This window comes from Methanoculleus horonobensis (assembly GCF_001602375.1).
GTDB lineage: Archaea > Halobacteriota > Methanomicrobia > Methanomicrobiales > Methanoculleaceae > Methanoculleus > Methanoculleus horonobensis.
This window is the reverse complement of record NZ_BCNY01000014.1, coordinates 325,154-340,948: the sequence shown is the minus strand read 5'-3', so window position 1 is coordinate 340,948 and position 15,795 is coordinate 325,154. Positions and strand designations below refer to the sequence as shown.

Sequence of the window (15,795 nt, the reverse complement as noted above, 5' to 3'; positions counted from 1 at the left end):
TGGGTCTCCTGCATCCACCTCCTGGCCGCTTATCAATCAAATAGATTTGCAGCAGAAGGATGGAAGCGGGGCGCGCTATGTTTCGGCCGCGGCCTCGCTCCGGTGCCCGGAAGGCTCCGGCGCCCTGCGCAGCACCAGGGCGACGACCGCAGGCATGACAATGATGCCGCCGACGAGCGAGAAGAAGATCGTGATCACGGTCGTCTGCCCAAAGCCCGCTACAAGGGAGAACGAGGACGCGAGCATGGACGAGAACCCGAATATCGTCGTCAGCCCGGATATGGTGATGGGGATCCCGATCCGGGTCACGCCCTCGCGTATGGCCTCGTAGATCTCCAGGCCTCTCTCCATCTCCTCCCTGCACCGCTCGATGATCAGGACGGTGTACTCCATCGCAAGGCCGATGGTCATCGAACCGAGGCACGCCGTGAGCGGGGTGTACGCGATATCGAGGGCGTACATGATGAGGTCGTTCCACCCGATGACCATGACGACGGGGAGGAGCGGTGCGAGAGAGTCGAACCGGCGGTATACGACGATCATGAAGGCGGCGATCAGGATCAGGCCGAGGACGGTCATCTGGTTCTTTGAGTGGATGATCCCGTCGTAGAGATCGCCGTAGACCGTCGACCTGCCCGTGGGCTGAATGTCCAGTCCTGCCGGCGGTTCGAGCCAGACGATGTCGCTCCTGAGCCGGTCGATGAGGGCGCTCACCGCGTCCATCTCCATATCGACCGTCGCGAACTCGATCACCGCACCGGTATTGCCCGAGAGGTATGCGCCGCGGACTTCGGCGGGGATGCGCGCGACGACCGCTTGTATTCCTGTTGCTGATGCAGGCAGCGACCCGCCGTTATACTCCCGGATAAGGGTGGCAATGCTGGCATGACCGGTGATCTCGTCCCGGTGCGCCGCTTCATACGTTCCGAACGCATCGATCCACTCGATGACCTCCGGATCGAGGATATCGCTCCCTCTGATCATCACCGGCACAGTGGACGTCCCGCCGATCGCCCGTTCCACCTTCTCGAGGCTGACCCGTGCAGGCATGGTCTCGGGGACGAAGGACTGCTGGTCGACGTTGATCCCGATGGCGCCGTCGTACTGGATCCCGGCGACAGCAACGAGCGCAAAGAGAAGAATAACCGGAACGGGATGCCGTGCCACCCGGACCGCCAGATCGCCGAGGAACCGGCTGTAGCCCGCGAGCGCTCCTGTCTCCGGAGCCTCCGCCGGGCCCGGCCGGCCTTCCGGCCCCCTGCCGTAGCCGAAGATGGCGAAGAAGGCAGGTATGATGACGATCGCGAGCAGGAAGCACGAGACGACCCCGATAAGGCACGCGGTTCCGAAGTCCCTGATCATGGGTATGGGAGCGGTGAGGAGGGCTACGAACCCGAGAGCGGTCGTGCACATGGCGATCAGGATCGGGCCGGCGTGGGAGAGCGTGGCGACGATCGCGTCGTGCAGGCTCTTGTCCTGAACTTCTTCATGGAACCGTGAATGGAGTTGCACCCCATAGTCGATCCCGAGACCGATGATCACGGGGAACGATCCGATGACCGGCGAGGTCACCCGGAGGTTGAAGAACCCGAGAGTGCCGAACGTCATGAGTATCCCGCAGAGGATGATCCCCACGGGAAGGAAACGGTGGCGGACGTGGGTGAAGAGCAGCCCGATTGCCGCGACCATCAGGGAGAGGGCGATCCCTATCAGCAGGCCCATCTCTTTGCGCATGGCCTCCTGCATCTGTACATCAAATGCGGGATCGCCGGAGATCGAGACGCTCACGCCGGGGGGTGGGGACGAGACTGAGACGATGGTCTCGATGGTATCGAGAACCCGGGCTTTTGCGTCGTCGGAGAGGTCGGGCTCGAGGGTGACGAAGAGGAGGGTCATCGTCCCAGAAGGCACGTACCGTGCCCGGGCTGCCTGCGGGAGGCGGGAGATCGTTTCGACGACTTCAGCCTCGGTTCCGGGGATCCGGCCGCCGTTCACCGATCGTATCGCCGCGGGAAGCGACCGTATCCCGTCCACGTAACGTTCGTCAGCGATATCCGTGCCGAGGGTGTCGACGTACCGGAGAAGTGCGGGGTCCCGCACGTTCTCCGACTCGACGATCAGGATGACCAGTTCGGTTCCGAACGTCCGCGTGTAATGGTCGAGCAACACCCCCCCGGGAGAGTCGGCGTCGACGAACGTCTCGATGCCCGTCTCCATCCGGATCGAGGAAGCGCCGTAGAGCGAGAAGACCAGCAGCGAGACGACCAGGCCCGCGACAAGGTACGGGCGGCCGGCGATGAGCCTGCCGAGAGACCCGAACGCCGCCTTCATCGTTCGCCCTCCCGCTCGACCGCCCGGTGTAGCAGTTCGACGACGGTGCACAGGAGCGCGGGCGGTCTGTCGCCGCTCTCCTCCCAGACGGCCGGGGTCAGGTAACCGTTCTCCGGAGAGCGGAGGCACTCGAAGAACCCTATCCCGCAGTATTCCCTCACCAGAGCCTCGAAGAGCGCAAAATTTTCCTCCTGCTCCAGAAGGTCCTTACAGCAGGCGTCAAGTTCCCTCTGCGGCTTCCCCTCCCCTGACACACACGTAATTAAATTTGACACGAGTGTCACTATTCAGGGTACGGATCGATCGTATATAAGATTGCTGACACATGTGTTAGTATCATGCCGAAGGTCGTGCCCGAATATAAAGACGAAGCGAGGCGGAGGATCATCGAGGCCGCGATAGCCGAGGCGGACGAGAAGGGATTCTCCAACCTGAAGATGGAGGGCGTCGCCGTCAGGCTCGGCATCTCCCGCGCGACGCTTTACCTCTACGTCAAGAGCAAGGACGACCTGATCTCTTCAGCCCTCGCCTACATCCGATCCCGGCTCTCGGAGAGCCTGCAGGATGCCTGCTCTAACAATACTCTCGAGGGCACGTTCTCCGCGATATTCGATCACGTCATCTACCCCGAAGGCAGGATGGGGATGAATGCAATCATCGAGATGTTTGCAAGTGCCGTGCGGGACGACTCCCTCCGTGATGCCGTCGGGAAGAACTACCGGGCCATCCATGACCTGATCGCCGCGGTTCTTGAAGAGCAGAAGGCCGCGGGACGTCTCGGCGATCTCGATACGGATCTCTCCACAAGCATCGTCGTATCGGTCGCTCTCGGGATCAGGATGGGAGCGGCGGCAGGGCTCGACCGGGACGAGGCGCACCGGGTCTGGGAGGCCGCCGTCCGGAGGATTCTGGAGTAGCAGGACTTCTCCTGCACGAGAGAGTACTGAATAAGAAAGCAGTTATCCCGCAACCAGGAGATGGTTAAGATGATGTCTGCCCCGCCTATCCGCCACCCCGCCCCCGCCTTCGACGTCTTCAACGTCTACTTCGAGCGCATCTACGATCCGACGATGCACGTCGTCTTCACGCTCGACGGCGAAGTCGACGCCGAAGCCATGAGGGAGGCGACGATGAGGCTCGTTGCATCCGATCCCTACCTCCGATCGAGATTCGCGGAGGTTGACGGCCGGCCGGTCTGGGAGGAGATCCCGGAGGAGCGGTGGGAAGGAGCGTTTGTCCTCGTCCCGGCCGGCGGTGACGAACCCCTCCACACGCCTCCACCGCCCCTCGACGTCCGTTCCGGGCCGCAGGTGCGGGTCGGCCTCTATCAGCGAGAGGGAGCGGATATCGTGGCCGTCACCTGCCACCACGGCTTCTGCGACGCCACCGGCGCCCTCACCCTTGCCCGGGATCTCTTTGCGGCCTACCGGGGGATCGTGGACGACCCCGGGTTCCGGCCGGCCCCCCGCGCTCCTTACGAGCGGAGCACGGAGAGGGTTCTTGCGCTCTACTCGGAGGAGGAACGGCAGCAGGCGCTCGCTGAGGAGGAGCCGTTCGTCGACCGGTGGCGCTTCCCCATCGAGCGAACCGGGAGGGGGACGCCCCATATCGCCCGCCGGACGCTCTCCCCCGAACGGCTCGGGCGCATGAAGGCATTCGGGAGAGGGCACGGGGCCACGGTGAACGACGTCCTGATCGCTGCGTTCTTCCTTGCGTTCCAGAAGATCCGGGGTGAATTCTCCGACCGGGGGGAGCCCCGGTCGCTCCTGACCTCGGCCGACCTCCGAAGGAGGTATCCCGGCCTTTACGAGGACGCTCCGCTCACGAACCTCTCCATCGCCTACGAGGTCACCCTCTCGGCCGGGGAGGGGGCCCGGCTCGAGGACGTCATCGGCCGGGTGACGGCGATAACGACCCGCCGCAAGGCAAGCAGCCTCGGCGTTGCCGCCATCCTCTTCTACGAGGAGATCATGGCGGGCGGGATGCCGGCGGTGCGGGCGTTCTTTGATGAGATGATCGAGCGGTACGAGACATCCGGACAGAAGAACCCGGTCTTCTCGAACCTCGGGGTCTTCGACCCCGGCGATTACCTCCCCATCCCCGGAAAGGGCGGTGCGGCGCTCGATATCCGGGAGATCCAGTACCTCCCCTGCGCCTGCTGGCCGTACGGCTTTTTGATGATCGCCTCCACCTTCCGCGACCGCCTGACCCTCGCGACGGCCTACGAGGAGGGGCCCTACTCGACGGCCGTCGTGGATCGGTTCCTCGAGTACGTGGACGGGTATCTTCCGTGAGGCAAAGGTGCTGGATTGCCGAACAGACCGCGAAACCTATCATCTCCTGTGGTAGTATCTCCGGGTCATGCCACGGACGAGGATACTCGCATTCAGCGATCTCGCGTGGGGGACGCAGGAGAAGGGGCCGTCCGGCGGCCGGGTCGCGATCGGCTCATTCCTCCACCATATCGAAGATACTGACCCGGCAATAGTCATCTTCGCCGGCGACGCCGCCTACGACCGGTGCTCGCGCTCAAGGCTCGACGAGACAGAACTCTTCCTCGGCCTCCTCCGCGAGATTGCATCGGCGGGAAGGCACTGCGTCGTCATCGAGGGGAACAACGACGACACGATGGGCACCTACGGCCGCGTCCGGGAGGCGGCGGGGGCAAGCCCCTATCTCCACGAGATCTCGGGGGAGGTGCAGGACGTCCTCGGCATCCGCTTCCTCGGCGTTCCCACCGGGGGGGGAGAGGAGAATGGCCCGGTCGGCCGAAGGGCCGGTCGATATCGTCGTCGCCCACGCGCCCCTCGCCGACCGGATCTGGCTCTTCGACATCCCGGCGGCGTGCATCCTCACCGGCCACTACGGGATGATGGCCTCCGTGGTCGCCGGGAAGGCGTATATCGCCCTCGACTGCTCCCCGGCCTCGTATGTGGTGATCGAGTGGGAGGAGGGGTGGCGGCGAATCGGGTACGTCGCCGGGTCGTGCCGGATCGATCTGCGTCCGGGGGAGAGGTTCGCCGCGGCCGGCTGCAGTACAGCGGAACTCCGGCGGCTGACGGAGGGACAGGGGACGCTCCCGTATCCCGACGAAGTCGAGACGCTGCGGCAGGCGAAGCGGGAGATCGCGATCCTCGGCCGTGAGAAGGTCTTCCGGCGCCTGCTCGGGATGGGGATCAAGAAGACGCATATCGAGCGGTATCTCGGGAAGGGCAAGAGGGATCGCCCCGGCCCGTAACTCCCCGGCAAGGCCGTATCACCGCCACGTCACCCGCACCGGGTTGCGGCGGGGGATGCCGTGAACCGTATGCTGCGGATTCCCAAAGAGCATCGCGTAGGCGAATTTCCGTCCGGCGAGGATGCCGAGTTCCCGCTGGAGCGGTTCGTATGCCGCGGCGGCCATCGAGACGAAACCCGCCCAGCAGGTGCCGATACCGAACGCCGGGGCGGCGACATCGAAGTGCGCGAGCGCGATGATCGCGTCCGCGGACGCGACCGGACTGCCTTCGGGGATATGGGCGACGAGGAGGTGCGGGGCGCCGCGGCAGATGACATCGTTGCCCGCCTCCCAGGCTCTGATGAGCCCCGGCACGTAGCCGCTCATCGGGTGGCGGCTCTCCGCAAGGATCTTCATCCAGTCGACCGTCAGAGCGGCGACCGTCCTGACCCCCTGTGGGTCGTGGACGACGATCCATTCCACCGGCTGCCCGTTCCCGCCCGACGGAGCATACCGGACGATATCGAGAACCGCGAGGATCGTCTCCCGGGGAACGGGTTCGCCCGTGTAGCGGCGTACGGAGCGGCGTTTCTGCAGGTAGACGCCGAGGTCGCCGGGTGAGAGGGTACCCGCACCGGTCGGGATACTGACCTTCTCCTCCGGCCCGACGTTCAGGAGGAGTGCCCCCGCCGGGCAGAAGGCCTCGCAGTGCCCGCAGGCGATACACATCCCGGCCTTCCCCTCCGGAACCCCGGGAAGGGCATCCTCATCCGCCGCATCGATGATCGAGGATGGGCAGACGACCGTGCAGGTTCCGCACCGGGTGCAGAGGTCCGGGTCTACGAGTATGGTTCCCATCCGATACCCCATCAGGCCCTCTGCACCAGGCTTCTGCCGGCACTCCAGGCGTCGCCGGCATCTTCCCCGAGCCTGTGGTAGCGGTTGTCGGGCATCGTCAGGAGGAGCGGGTCGATCGCCGCGTAGTCCGCCTTTCCGTCCCGGATCACCCCTTCATCCGCATACGCACCGACGATCTCGCCGATGAAGACTGTATGGGTCGGGAGCGCTACGGTCTCGACGAGCCGGCACTCGAGGTTGACCGGGCACTCCCGGATCATCGGTGCGGTCTCGAGCGTCCCGTAAAAGACGTCGAAGACGCTCGACTTGTCGACCGTGTTACCGGAGACGATCCCGCAGTAATCGGTCTTCTCCACCAGGGCCGCGGAGGGGACGTTCACCGAGAAGGTCTGCGTCTCCGCGATCCCTTTCGGGGTATGGTGGGTATTCGCGATCCCGCAGAGGATCATCGGCGGGCTGGCATTCGCCCGCGAGCACCAGCCCACGGCCATGAAGTTCGCCTTTCCGTTCACCTGCGTCCCGACGAGCACGACCGGCATCGGGATGAAGAAGTTCCTTCCAATCTCGTTTTTCATGGTTGCACCTCACTCCCGGCAGGGTGCCGGGTGTGTCAGCACGGATAGTCCTTTCGCCCGCGGCGTTCCGGACCATCAGGATAAAATATTCCATAAGAGGAGATATAGGGAATACAGGCATTCCGGTAACTTACTTTCGTTGGTGTAACCATGACCTACACGAAGAACGGCAGGACCTTCCACTGCCCCGTGGAAGCGGCTCTCGACGTCATCGGCGGCAAATGGAAGCCGCTCATCCTCTGGCACCTCTGCGACGGGGTCAAACGCTTCTCCGAACTGCAGAGGGAACTCCCCGGCGTCAACGCGAAGATGCTCACCCGGCAGCTCCGGGAACTGGAGGGGGACGGGGTCGTGCAACGGACGGTCTACCCCGAGGTGCCGCCCCGGGTGGAGTACGCCGTCACCGAGTTCGGCAGGACCCTCCTCCCGATCATGGAGGCGCTCTGCGCCTGGGGAACGCAGTACCTCGGCATCGATGAGGGGGCGGCACCCCGGTGCCCGGCGAAGGCACCAAGAGAGGAGGCATGACCGCACCGGCGCCTCCCGTCGAGTACCGCACGACGGATATCGCCGGGATCGAGACGATCCGCCCGCTCTGGGAGAAACTCAACGCCCACCACCATGCACATGCCCGGGCGTTTAAGACCCTTTATGAGCAAATGACCTTCGACGACCGGAAGGCGTACTTCGCCGGGCTTGCAGAGACCGGGGCGCTGCGGGTCGATCTTGCTTTCGACCCGGCGGTGGAGAAGTGCGTGGGCTACTGCATCAGTTCCCTCTCACCGGAATCGGCGGGCGAGATCGAGTCCGTCTACGTCGACGAGGTATACCGCTTGCAGGGTGTCGGCACGGCACTCGTCCGCCGGGCTCTTGCGTGGCTTGACGCGAACGGTTCGGCCGCAAAACGGGTCTCGGTCGCCGACGGAAACGAGGAGGCCTTCCCGTTCTACCGGAAGTTCGGGTTCTACCCCCGCCGAACGGTGCTCGAGCAGAAGAGGGAGTAAGATGGAGTTCACCGTCAGAGAGATGACCGCCGCCGATTGGGACGAGGTCCGCCGGATCTATTTCGAGGGGATCGCTGGCGGCAACGCGACGTTCGAGTCCGAGGCGCCGTCCTGGGAGCGCTGGGACGCGAGCCACGTCAGATCCTGCCGCCTCGTCGCGGCCAACGGCGAGGGGATCTTCGGCTGGGCGGCGGCGAGCCCCAACTCCAGCCGCCCGGTCTACGCCGGCGTGGCCGAGGTCAGCGTCTACGTCGAGAGAGACGCCCGGGGGCTGGGAGTCGGGAGCGCGCTCCTCTCCGCGCTCATCGCCGCATCGGAGCGGGAAGGGTTCTGGACGCTGCAGGCAGGCATCTTCCCGGAGAACGAAGCGAGCCTCGCTCTCCACAAACGGCATGGGTTTCGAGTTGTCGGCCGCCGCGAGCGCATAGGCCGGATGAAGGACGGCAGATGGCGGGACGTGCTCCTCCTTGAGCGCAGGAGCGACAGGGTGGGCCAGTGACTCCGCCGGAGACCGGACAGGGCCTTTCCATGAACCTTCACCCGGGGTCGTGGTTACGCCTTCACCGTCGGGAAACCGGATATACGCCAGTCCTGAGCCTCTATCGCAGTTCTAAGATGCTCATTTAACTAAAGAGGCAGGATAACGGCCACTGAAAAAAGCAAATGGCTATATAGGATTGAATGCTTCTGTTGGCTATAGATAGCCGTATGTTCGGACCATTGCCGACGGGACAGCGGGCCGGACCTCGACGCCGCAATACACCGGGTATAAGCAGCATCAAACATCGGAGAACCTCATAACGGGTTCCAGCATATCTGCTGACCGGCGCTTTTCATGTAAGGAAAGGCCGGAACAGGGACAAGCACCTGTAGTTTCTCCGGCAAAACCCCATGTGTCGCCCTACCAAAACCGCACAGGATCTGACATGGAGCAACTGGAACACCTCCGAAGAACACTCCAACCCCTGCTTGAACAGCTCCCTGCAGAAGAGCAGAAGGAGGTTGCCGCGGCACTCGCCGGGATGGAGAGCGGCGTAGCCAGTCTTACGGCAGACTACAACCATATCCAGAGATACCGGAGGGTCTTCGAGAACACCAGCACCGCAGTCATGGTCCTCGAAGCCGATTGCACCATAGGCCTCGTAAACGCGCAGTTCGAGCGTCTTGCCGGCTACCCGAAGTCCGAGATCGAGGGAAAGAAGCGCTGGACAGAGTTCGTCGTCCCCGAAGACCTCGCGAGGATGAAAGAGCAGCACCTGCTCCGGCGCGAGAGTGAAGAGAAGGCCAAGACCCAGTATGAGTTCAGGTTCCTCTCGCGTTCCGGCGAGATCCGCGATCTCTTCGCGAACATCGACATGATCCCCGGCACGACGGAGAGCATTGTCTTCCTCTTCGATATCACGGAACGGAAGAGAGCGGAAGAGATCGCACGCCAGACCGAGGCCCAGCTGACAAACGCGATGGATATTGCCCAGCTGGTGAAATGGGAGGAGGACGTCGAAGCCCAGACGTTCACGTTCAACGACCAGTTCTATTCTCTTTACGGGACGACCGCGGCCAGAGAGGGCGGGAACGTGATGCCCATGGAGAGGTATGCACGAGAGTTCGTGCATCCCGACGACCTCCAGGCCATTGGCGAGGTGATGGCCCGAACGACGGAAGGGGCCGTTCCGGAAGTCCAGCAGGTAGAGCACCGGATCATACGCAGGGACGGCACGATCCGCCATATCATCGCCAGGATCAAGTGCGTGAAGGATGCCGACGGGAAACCCGTGAAGGTCTACGGCGCGAACCAGGATATCACCGAACGCAAGCGGATGGAGGAGGCGCTGCAGAAGAAGAATGCCGAACTGCAGACCATCATCGACAACATCCCGGATCTTGCCTGGCTGACCGATGCCGACTCACGATTCATTGCGGTGAACAGGAAGTTCGGCGAGGTCGTAGAAGCTGACCCGGAGAGCCTGATAGGCAATACCTGCCACCGCTGTTTCGGGAGATGCGCGGCAGAGATATTCGAAGAGGAAAACCGGAAGGTGATGGCGAGCAAAGAACAGGCCGTAGCCGAGGAGAGTTTCATCGACGTGGGGCAGAGCAGATCCGTCTTCGAGACGATACGGTCGCCCATCCTGGACAGACACGGGGAGGTCATCGGAACGGTTGGGATCGCACGCGACATCACTCAGCGTAAGAAGACGGAAGAAGCCGTCAGACTGGCAAACAAAAAGTTGAACCTCCTCTCGAGCATCACCCGGCACGACGTCCTCAACCAGCTCACCGTGGTTCTCGGCTACCTCCGCCTTGCTGAGGAACAGGCAACCGATCCGCTCTTCCGCGATTACCTTGAGAAGATGGGCAAGGCCGGAGCGATAGCCCGCCGCCAGATCGAGTTCACCAAGGAGTATCAGGAGATCGGCGTCCAGCTGCCCAGATGGCAGGACGTCAGGTCGACGATCATGCAGGCGACGGATGACCTCGACCTCGGATCAGTGACGCTCGCGGTCGATATCCGGGACATCGAGGTCTTTGCCGACCCGCTCCTCGAAAAGGTCTTCTACAACATGGCGGAGAATGCCCTGAGGCACGGTGGAAAACTCTCGAAGATTGCGTTTTCCACCGAAAATTCTGACGGCTGCCTGCGGATCGTCTGCGAAGACGACGGAGCCGGTGTCCCCGGGAGCGAGAAACAGAACATCTTCGAGCGAAAATACTTCAACCACACCGGCTTCGGGTTGTTCCTCGCAAAAGAAGTCCTCGCCATAACCGGGCTCTCCATCAGGGAGACCGGGGTTCCGGGGGAGGGAGCACGGTTCGAACTCCTGGTGCCTGCAGGCGTGCACCGCCGGAACGGCCGGCAGCCGTGATCTCCCGATAGATCCTCTGCATCTTTTGATTCTTACGCCGCCACCAGGCACGCCCCGCCCCCGGATCGGGCGGCACGTGGATATGAGTGCCGCATTGTTTATCCCTCCTCTCTCCGTACACCTGCATATGGATCCGGTCGTTGAAGCGATACGGGAGGAGTTTACGGCGCACGCGGACCCCGAGATCCGGGAGAGCGGCCAGCGATTCTTCAAGGAAGAGGTCCGGTGCTACGGGATGAAGACGGCAACCGCGGTCTCGATCGCGAAGAGATACTGGAAGGAGGTCAAAGCCCGCGAGAAAGAGGAGATCTTCGCCCTCTGCGAGGAACTCTATTCGTCGGGGATGATGGAGGAGGCGTTCGTCGTCTCGGAGTGGGCCCAGCACCTCGCCGACCGCTGCGAGCCCGGTGATATCGCCGTCTTCCGCCACTGGATTGAGAACTATATCACCAACTGGGCCACCTGCGACGGCCTCTGCAACCATGCCGTCGGAGACTTCATCGTCCGCTATCCGGAGGGGATCGAGGAACTGAAACGCTGGACGCAGTCGAAGAACCGCTGGATGCGGCGGGCGGCGGCGGTCTCGCTGATCGTGCCGGCGAAGCACGGGGAGTTCCTTGCCGAAGCCATCGAGATTGCGAATCTCCTCCTGACCGACACGGACGACCTGGTTCAGAAAGGCTACGGGTGGCTCCTCAAGGAGGCGAGCCGGAAGCATACGGGCGAGGTCTTCTCCTACGTCATGGCGAACAAGAGAGTCATGCCCCGGACGGCGCTCCGTTACGCGATCGAACTGATGCCGAAGGACCTGAAGGCAGAGGCGATGAAGAAGGACTGGTAGATCGTCCGGGGTAGCATGGCGCGAACTCTCTATCCGGATACTGTCGGGATGTGCGGCGTGAACTGCGCTCTCGCCTCCTGCTTTCTCTCCGGGAGGTGCCACGGCTGCCGTTCCGAAGACCCCCGTCAGAAACGCACCTCGAAGTGGAAGTGCCGGATCCGGAGATGCGTCCTGGAGCGGCAACTCGACCACTGCGGCGAATGCCCGGAGTTCCCCTGCCCGACCCGGGGGTCTCTCGATAAACTCTATCGTGGCCGATACCGGATCGACCTTACGGAGAATATCAGGAGACTCACCGCTCTCGGGCCCGAAGAGTGGGGACGGCAGGTGCAGGCCGATTACACGTGCCCGTCGTGCGGAGGGTGCATCGACCCCTACCGGCGGACGTGTTCCGCCTGCGGGAGGTCGATGGACTGATCTTCGCACTCCAGGGCGCCTAGAACCTGACGCGGGGCGCTTCGGCTTCCCGCATGTTCTGTTCCATCGTCCAGAAGTATGCCTCGCCGTGCGCCACGCGAAAGACGGCGAGTTTCGGGTCGGCGGGGCCGGTGATCCCGATCTGGAGGAGCCACGACCGCTCTCTGACGAGCCGCTCTTTTAAGGCCGCATCGTCGAGAAACTCGACCGCTCCCGTGACCCGCATCATCCTGCCGGCACCCTCGGGGTTGTAGAAGCAGAGCTCGACCTTCGGGTTCTTCGTGAGCTGCTTCCAGACACTCTTCGGGGTTCCGGTGTGGTAATAGAACCCGGTCTCGTCGGCAAACCACATGGCAAACGCCCGGACCCGGGGCTGGTCGCCGTCCATTGTCGCGATGTAGGTCACGGGGTTTTCGTTGGCGAATTTCACGCAGTCGGAAAAGTCCATTCTCCTTCCTCACCCATCAGTACGGAGAAGAAGTAAAAATGTTTTCGGGATACGCCGGGACGAATCGGTCGGGAACACTCGCAGCACCCGCATATTCCGGCACCACAACGTGAACACCCTGCACCGGCGATTCAGCGCACCGGGATCTGCCATCGGTGCAGATGGCTGCGCTAACCCGGAAAGAGACGGCCGCAGGGTCCGATGCCGCATGAATAAATTTTACATCTTATAGCGTGAAGTTGAGTGTGATGAAGAGCCCTTTTCACGTCATGATCATCCCCACGCTCGGTTGCCCCTCGAAATGCCACTACTGCTGGAGTTCCGAGGAAGGCTCTCCGAAGATGAGCATCGAGACGGTCCGGGAGATCGCTGAGTGGCTCAAAGACTACCGCTCCGACCAGGTCACCATCACCTTCCACGGGGGAGAGCCCCTCCTTGCAGGCGCGGAGTTCTACCGGCAGGCACTTCCTATCCTCTCCGAGGGCCTCGCCCACCTCGAACCGACGTTCGCCCTGCAGAGCAATCTCTGGAGGCTCACCCCGGAGATGGCCCGGATATTCGCAGAATACCAGATCCCGATCGGGTCGAGCATCGACGGCCCCGAGGAGATCAACGACCTGCAGAGAGGGAAGGGCTACTTCGAAAAGACCATGCGGGGCTATGAGATTGCAAAGGCAAACGGGCTTGAGGTCAGGTTCATCTGCACGTTCACCTGCCGTTCGGTCGAGCGCAAAGAGGAGATCGCCAACTTCTTCTTGACCAACGGCTTCCCCCTCAAACTGCACCCGGCGCTGCCGTCGCTCCGGAGCGAGAACCCGAAAGAGTGGGCGCTCGAGCCGGAGGTCTACGGGGAACTCCTGGTCTACCTCCTCGACAAGTACCTCGATAACCTGGGCAAGATCGAGATCATGAACATCAACGACCTCTGCAAGTGCGTCTTTACCCGGCACGGAACCGTCTGCACGTTCGTGGACTGCATGGGAAGCACCCTTGCCTTCGGGCCCGACGGGAGCATATATCCCTGCTATCGCTTCGTCGGAATGCCGGATTACGTGATGGGGAACGTCTACGACCGTCCCACAGCCGAAGACCTCGCCGGGTCGAAGGCCGGGAGACTCATGAACGCGTTCAGGGACTACGTCGACCGCGAGTGCGCCGGATGCTCCCACATCAAATACTGCCGGGGCGGGTGCCCCTACAACGCGATAGCCCCTACGGACGGAGAGATCCGGGGTGTCGATCCTCACTGTATCGCGTATAAGCGGATATTCGACGAGATCACCGACCGGTTGAACGAGGAGATGTTCGGCTCCAGTGATATGGAGATGGAAGAGTTCGGCTCGCCATTTGCGAGGGGGACAAAACCCGGGATCATGGCGATCCTGCGCGCGATGGCGACGAAGTAGGCGCCCGGTGTTGCTCCCCGATTCCATTAACGCCGTTAACAGCAATCCGGGCCACGCTGCGAAAGCCGGCGCCGCCGGGCCTGTGCAGGAATTATAAAGGGGGAGCCACTATCCGTTCACCATGCGCCGAACAAACAACAGTCAGATGATTGCAGGGGTGCTGCTCTTCCTGCTCCCGGTCCAGTTCATGATCGCCCTCATGGCCGGCGCGGCCATGGCGCCGGGCTATAGCATCAATATAAATGCAATCAGCGATCTCGGCGTGACCGGCGCGACGGCATGGCTCTTCAACTCCTCCCTCTTCCTTGCAGGCCTCCTGAACGTCATCGGCGGCTACTTCCTCTACCGCTCCTATGGCAGAGGCTGGATCCTGCCCGTCTTCGTCCTCACGGGTGCCGGGGCGATGGGCGCCGCGGTCTTCACGCTGGATATTCCCGGCATCCACGGCCTCTTTGCACTCGCGGCCTTCGTATTCTTCAACGTCGAGGCGATCGCCTGTGCCTCGCTGGTCCGGGGACCCTTAAAGGCGATCTCGATCATCGCCGGCATTGTCGGCCTCGTCTTCCTCGTGACGCATGCCGCGAGCGACTTCGGCATCATGAGCCTCTATGGCCCTATCGGCCATGGGGGGTCGGAGAGGATGATCGTCTACCCCGCGCTCCTCTGGCTCGCGGGATTCGGGGGATACCTCATGGTGCCGTTTGGGGCGAAGCGGTAAGTATCCCGGTTACTTTCTTCCCGTCGCTTTAAAAAACGTATAGCAGAAGACCCCGTCCGGCCCCGCAGCACGGTAGAGGTCGGCTATCCCCCGAGCCCAGTCCTCCCGGCTCATCATCCCCCGGCTCACCGCGTTGTCCCCCACGCCCTCGACCATGGCGGTGAATGTCAGCCGCGTGAACCCGCGGATAAGGTCAGGCCGGGACCCGTCCGCGTAGACCATCCGCGGCGAGACATGGACGTCGCGGTAGCCTGCGCCGGTGGCGAGCGGGTAGAGTTCCCGCCCGATCAGGGCGTTGCCGCCCATCTCCCGCTGGAGGGTGACGAGGCACCCGATCGTCCGGCGGGCGTGGGCGCTGTCCGGGTGGAAGTACGCCGAGCCGTGATCCCCCTCGATCACGGTGATCGTGCCGCGCTCGCGGAGCAGCGGGCGGAGGCGCTCGAGCGCACGGCGGGGCTCCTCCAGGTGTTCGAGAACAAAACAGAGGAAGATATGGTCGAAGCTCCCCGGCTCGTACCGGAGGTCGAAGATGTCCCCGGTCTCGAAGGTGACGTTCTCTATCCCCGCGTCCTGGACACGCATTTTTGCCTCCCCAAGCGAGGCTTCGGAGATATCGACCGACGTGATCCGCGCCTCCGGACAGTTCCGCGCCAGGATCACCGTCTGGGCGCCGGTGCCGCACCCGGCCTCGAGCACCCGTGAGCCTGCCGGGTACCGGGTGTCGCCGTGGAGGAGCCCGGCAAGGGTCTCTGCCTGATCGCTCAACCGCTCCGCTTCCCGCGCCGTATACCCGTGGACATAACTTCTGCCGCTCATTCCGCTTCCCTGCAGGATTATAGCATGAACCCCGTATTAAGCGCCTGTGGTAGCCGAAGCAGATCCCTTCCGGCGGTGCAGGCCGCCGACCATGCCTCTCCTGCGAGGGAACCGCACCGGATTCGGCCATTTTAGGCCCTGATCCGAAAATCCGGACTGAATGCGGAGCCATCGCGGCCACGGGATGCCGGCTGCGCACGATAGAAAGAGAAGGGATTTATGAGGAGACATAGCAAATAATCACGACGGGCCTGCGCTGTGTTCTCACGGTGACGAGGACAGGGCAGCGGGCTGAGAACA

At 62.9% G+C, this 15,795-nt stretch carries 17 protein-coding genes and 1 pseudogene; 12 read left to right on the top strand and 6 right to left on the bottom strand.

All coding sequences use genetic code 11. The annotated features are described in order from the left end of the window. Nucleotides 1-75 precede the first annotated feature (75 nt). Together MCUHO_RS06750 and MCUHO_RS06745 are read right to left on the bottom strand one after the other, a co-directional pair. Nucleotides 76-2,331, bottom strand: coding sequence for an efflux RND transporter permease subunit (locus tag MCUHO_RS06750; RefSeq protein WP_067075589.1), 2,256 nt, complete (start codon nucleotides 2,329-2,331; stop codon nucleotides 76-78). Beyond that, complete coding sequence (locus tag MCUHO_RS06745; RefSeq protein ID WP_067075587.1) at nucleotides 2,328-2,585, bottom strand: hypothetical protein; 258 nt, start codon at nucleotides 2,583-2,585, stop codon at nucleotides 2,328-2,330. The genes MCUHO_RS06750 and MCUHO_RS06745 overlap by 4 nt, the downstream gene beginning before the upstream one ends. 84 nt (nucleotides 2,586-2,669) lie before the next feature. Here MCUHO_RS06745 and MCUHO_RS06740 point away from each other — a divergent pair, with 84 nt between their 5' ends. From MCUHO_RS06740 to MCUHO_RS12975, 4 genes and pseudogenes are all read left to right on the top strand, one after another. Continuing rightward, on the top strand, nucleotides 2,670-3,248 hold the full coding sequence (locus tag MCUHO_RS06740) for a TetR/AcrR family transcriptional regulator (protein ID WP_067075585.1): 579 nt from the start codon (nucleotides 2,670-2,672) through the stop codon (nucleotides 3,246-3,248). 69 nt (nucleotides 3,249-3,317) lie between these two features. After that, nucleotides 3,318-4,625 carry a condensation domain-containing protein gene (locus MCUHO_RS06735; protein WP_067075581.1) on the top strand — a complete coding sequence of 436 codons (1,308 nt, stop codon included), beginning with the start codon at nucleotides 3,318-3,320 and terminating at the stop codon, nucleotides 4,623-4,625. Between the two features lie 67 nt (nucleotides 4,626-4,692). Then, nucleotides 4,693-5,061, top strand: a pseudogene (locus MCUHO_RS13165) (metallophosphoesterase); the annotation flags it as partial. A gap of 25 nt (nucleotides 5,062-5,086) precedes the next feature. After that, nucleotides 5,087-5,569, top strand: coding sequence for a hypothetical protein (locus tag MCUHO_RS12975; protein WP_067075578.1), 483 nt, complete (start codon nucleotides 5,087-5,089; stop codon nucleotides 5,567-5,569). An 18-nt stretch (nucleotides 5,570-5,587) separates the two neighbouring features. Here MCUHO_RS12975 and MCUHO_RS06725 read toward each other — a convergent pair whose 3' ends face one another. Together MCUHO_RS06725 and MCUHO_RS06720 are read right to left on the bottom strand one after the other, a co-directional pair. After that, the gene (locus tag MCUHO_RS06725; protein WP_067076214.1) at nucleotides 5,588-6,406 is read right to left on the bottom strand and encodes a nitroreductase family protein; all 819 of its coding nucleotides are present in this window, start codon (nucleotides 6,404-6,406) and stop codon (nucleotides 5,588-5,590) included. Nucleotides 6,407-6,417: 11 nt separating this feature from the next. Next, a complete protein-coding gene (locus tag MCUHO_RS06720) occupies nucleotides 6,418-6,981 on the bottom strand; it encodes a flavin reductase family protein (RefSeq protein WP_067075575.1) in 564 nt (187 codons plus the stop codon). Nucleotides 6,982-7,131: 150 nt separating this feature from the next. Between MCUHO_RS06720 and MCUHO_RS06715 the strand changes: the two genes are divergently transcribed. From MCUHO_RS06715 to MCUHO_RS06690, 6 genes are all read left to right on the top strand, one after another. Beyond that, nucleotides 7,132-7,509 carry a winged helix-turn-helix transcriptional regulator gene (locus MCUHO_RS06715; RefSeq protein ID WP_067075572.1) on the top strand — a complete coding sequence of 126 codons (378 nt, stop codon included), beginning with the start codon at nucleotides 7,132-7,134 and terminating at the stop codon, nucleotides 7,507-7,509. After that, entirely contained in the window at nucleotides 7,506-7,985 is a 480-nt protein-coding gene (locus MCUHO_RS06710) for a GNAT family N-acetyltransferase (protein ID WP_067075569.1), read from the top strand. Before MCUHO_RS06715 ends, MCUHO_RS06710 begins: the two co-directional genes overlap by 4 nt. A 1-nt stretch (nucleotide 7,986) precedes the next feature. Next, on the top strand, nucleotides 7,987-8,484 hold the full coding sequence (locus MCUHO_RS06705) for a GNAT family N-acetyltransferase (RefSeq protein ID WP_067075566.1): 498 nt from the start codon (nucleotides 7,987-7,989) through the stop codon (nucleotides 8,482-8,484). Nucleotides 8,485-8,911: 427 nt separating this feature from the next. Beyond that, nucleotides 8,912-10,849 carry a PAS domain S-box protein gene (locus MCUHO_RS06700; protein WP_067075563.1) on the top strand — a complete coding sequence of 646 codons (1,938 nt, stop codon included), beginning with the start codon at nucleotides 8,912-8,914 and terminating at the stop codon, nucleotides 10,847-10,849. 127 nt (nucleotides 10,850-10,976) lie between these two features. Beyond that, on the top strand, nucleotides 10,977-11,690 hold the full coding sequence (locus MCUHO_RS06695; protein WP_067075560.1) for a DNA alkylation repair protein: 714 nt from the start codon (nucleotides 10,977-10,979) through the stop codon (nucleotides 11,688-11,690). A gap of 15 nt (nucleotides 11,691-11,705) precedes the next feature. Then, entirely contained in the window at nucleotides 11,706-12,107 is a 402-nt protein-coding gene (locus tag MCUHO_RS06690; RefSeq protein ID WP_084385955.1) for a DUF3795 domain-containing protein, read from the top strand. A 19-nt stretch (nucleotides 12,108-12,126) separates the two neighbouring features. On the opposite strand, the gene MCUHO_RS06685 is transcribed toward MCUHO_RS06690, so the two are convergent. Further along, nucleotides 12,127-12,555 carry a pyridoxamine 5'-phosphate oxidase family protein gene (locus MCUHO_RS06685; protein ID WP_067075554.1) on the bottom strand — a complete coding sequence of 143 codons (429 nt, stop codon included), beginning with the start codon at nucleotides 12,553-12,555 and terminating at the stop codon, nucleotides 12,127-12,129. Nucleotides 12,556-12,803: 248 nt separating this feature from the next. Here MCUHO_RS06685 and MCUHO_RS06680 point away from each other — a divergent pair, with 248 nt between their 5' ends. Together MCUHO_RS06680 and MCUHO_RS06675 are read left to right on the top strand one after the other, a co-directional pair. Continuing rightward, entirely contained in the window at nucleotides 12,804-13,961 is a 1,158-nt protein-coding gene (locus MCUHO_RS06680) for a TIGR04083 family peptide-modifying radical SAM enzyme (RefSeq protein ID WP_067076210.1), read from the top strand. Nucleotides 13,962-14,082: 121 nt separating this feature from the next. Continuing rightward, nucleotides 14,083-14,679 carry a DUF998 domain-containing protein gene (locus tag MCUHO_RS06675; protein ID WP_067075551.1) on the top strand — a complete coding sequence of 199 codons (597 nt, stop codon included), beginning with the start codon at nucleotides 14,083-14,085 and terminating at the stop codon, nucleotides 14,677-14,679. Nucleotides 14,680-14,688: 9 nt separating this feature from the next. On the opposite strand, the gene MCUHO_RS06670 is transcribed toward MCUHO_RS06675, so the two are convergent. Continuing rightward, entirely contained in the window at nucleotides 14,689-15,495 is an 807-nt protein-coding gene (locus tag MCUHO_RS06670) for a methyltransferase domain-containing protein (protein WP_067075548.1), read from the bottom strand. Between the last annotated feature and the right edge of the window lie 300 nt (nucleotides 15,496-15,795).

Bases quoted from the DNA above. Each gene is read 5' to 3' on its own strand.
- MCUHO_RS06750 (WP_067075589.1), bottom strand. From the start codon at position 2,331: ATGAAGGCGGCGTTCGGGTCTCTCGGCAGGCTCATCGCCGGCCGCCCG.
- MCUHO_RS06740 (WP_067075585.1), top strand. From the start codon at position 2,670: ATGCCGAAGGTCGTGCCCGAATATAAAGACGAAGCGAGGCGGAGGATC.
- MCUHO_RS06735 (WP_067075581.1), top strand. From the start codon at position 3,318: ATGATGTCTGCCCCGCCTATCCGCCACCCCGCCCCCGCCTTCGACGTC.
- MCUHO_RS12975 (WP_067075578.1), top strand. From the start codon at position 5,087: ATGGCCCGGTCGGCCGAAGGGCCGGTCGATATCGTCGTCGCCCACGCG.
- MCUHO_RS06725 (WP_067076214.1), bottom strand. From the start codon at position 6,406: ATGGGAACCATACTCGTAGACCCGGACCTCTGCACCCGGTGCGGAACC.
- MCUHO_RS06720 (WP_067075575.1), bottom strand. From the start codon at position 6,981: ATGAAAAACGAGATTGGAAGGAACTTCTTCATCCCGATGCCGGTCGTG.
- MCUHO_RS06715 (WP_067075572.1), top strand. From the start codon at position 7,132: ATGACCTACACGAAGAACGGCAGGACCTTCCACTGCCCCGTGGAAGCG.
- MCUHO_RS06710 (WP_067075569.1), top strand. From the start codon at position 7,506: ATGACCGCACCGGCGCCTCCCGTCGAGTACCGCACGACGGATATCGCC.
- MCUHO_RS06705 (WP_067075566.1), top strand. From the start codon at position 7,987: ATGGAGTTCACCGTCAGAGAGATGACCGCCGCCGATTGGGACGAGGTC.
- MCUHO_RS06700 (WP_067075563.1), top strand. From the start codon at position 8,912: ATGGAGCAACTGGAACACCTCCGAAGAACACTCCAACCCCTGCTTGAA.
- MCUHO_RS06695 (WP_067075560.1), top strand. From the start codon at position 10,977: ATGGATCCGGTCGTTGAAGCGATACGGGAGGAGTTTACGGCGCACGCG.
- MCUHO_RS06690 (WP_084385955.1), top strand. From the start codon at position 11,706: ATGGCGCGAACTCTCTATCCGGATACTGTCGGGATGTGCGGCGTGAAC.
- MCUHO_RS06685 (WP_067075554.1), bottom strand. From the start codon at position 12,555: ATGGACTTTTCCGACTGCGTGAAATTCGCCAACGAAAACCCCGTGACC.
- MCUHO_RS06680 (WP_067076210.1), top strand. From the start codon at position 12,804: ATGAAGAGCCCTTTTCACGTCATGATCATCCCCACGCTCGGTTGCCCC.
- MCUHO_RS06675 (WP_067075551.1), top strand. From the start codon at position 14,083: ATGCGCCGAACAAACAACAGTCAGATGATTGCAGGGGTGCTGCTCTTC.
- MCUHO_RS06670 (WP_067075548.1), bottom strand. From the start codon at position 15,495: ATGAGCGGCAGAAGTTATGTCCACGGGTATACGGCGCGGGAAGCGGAG.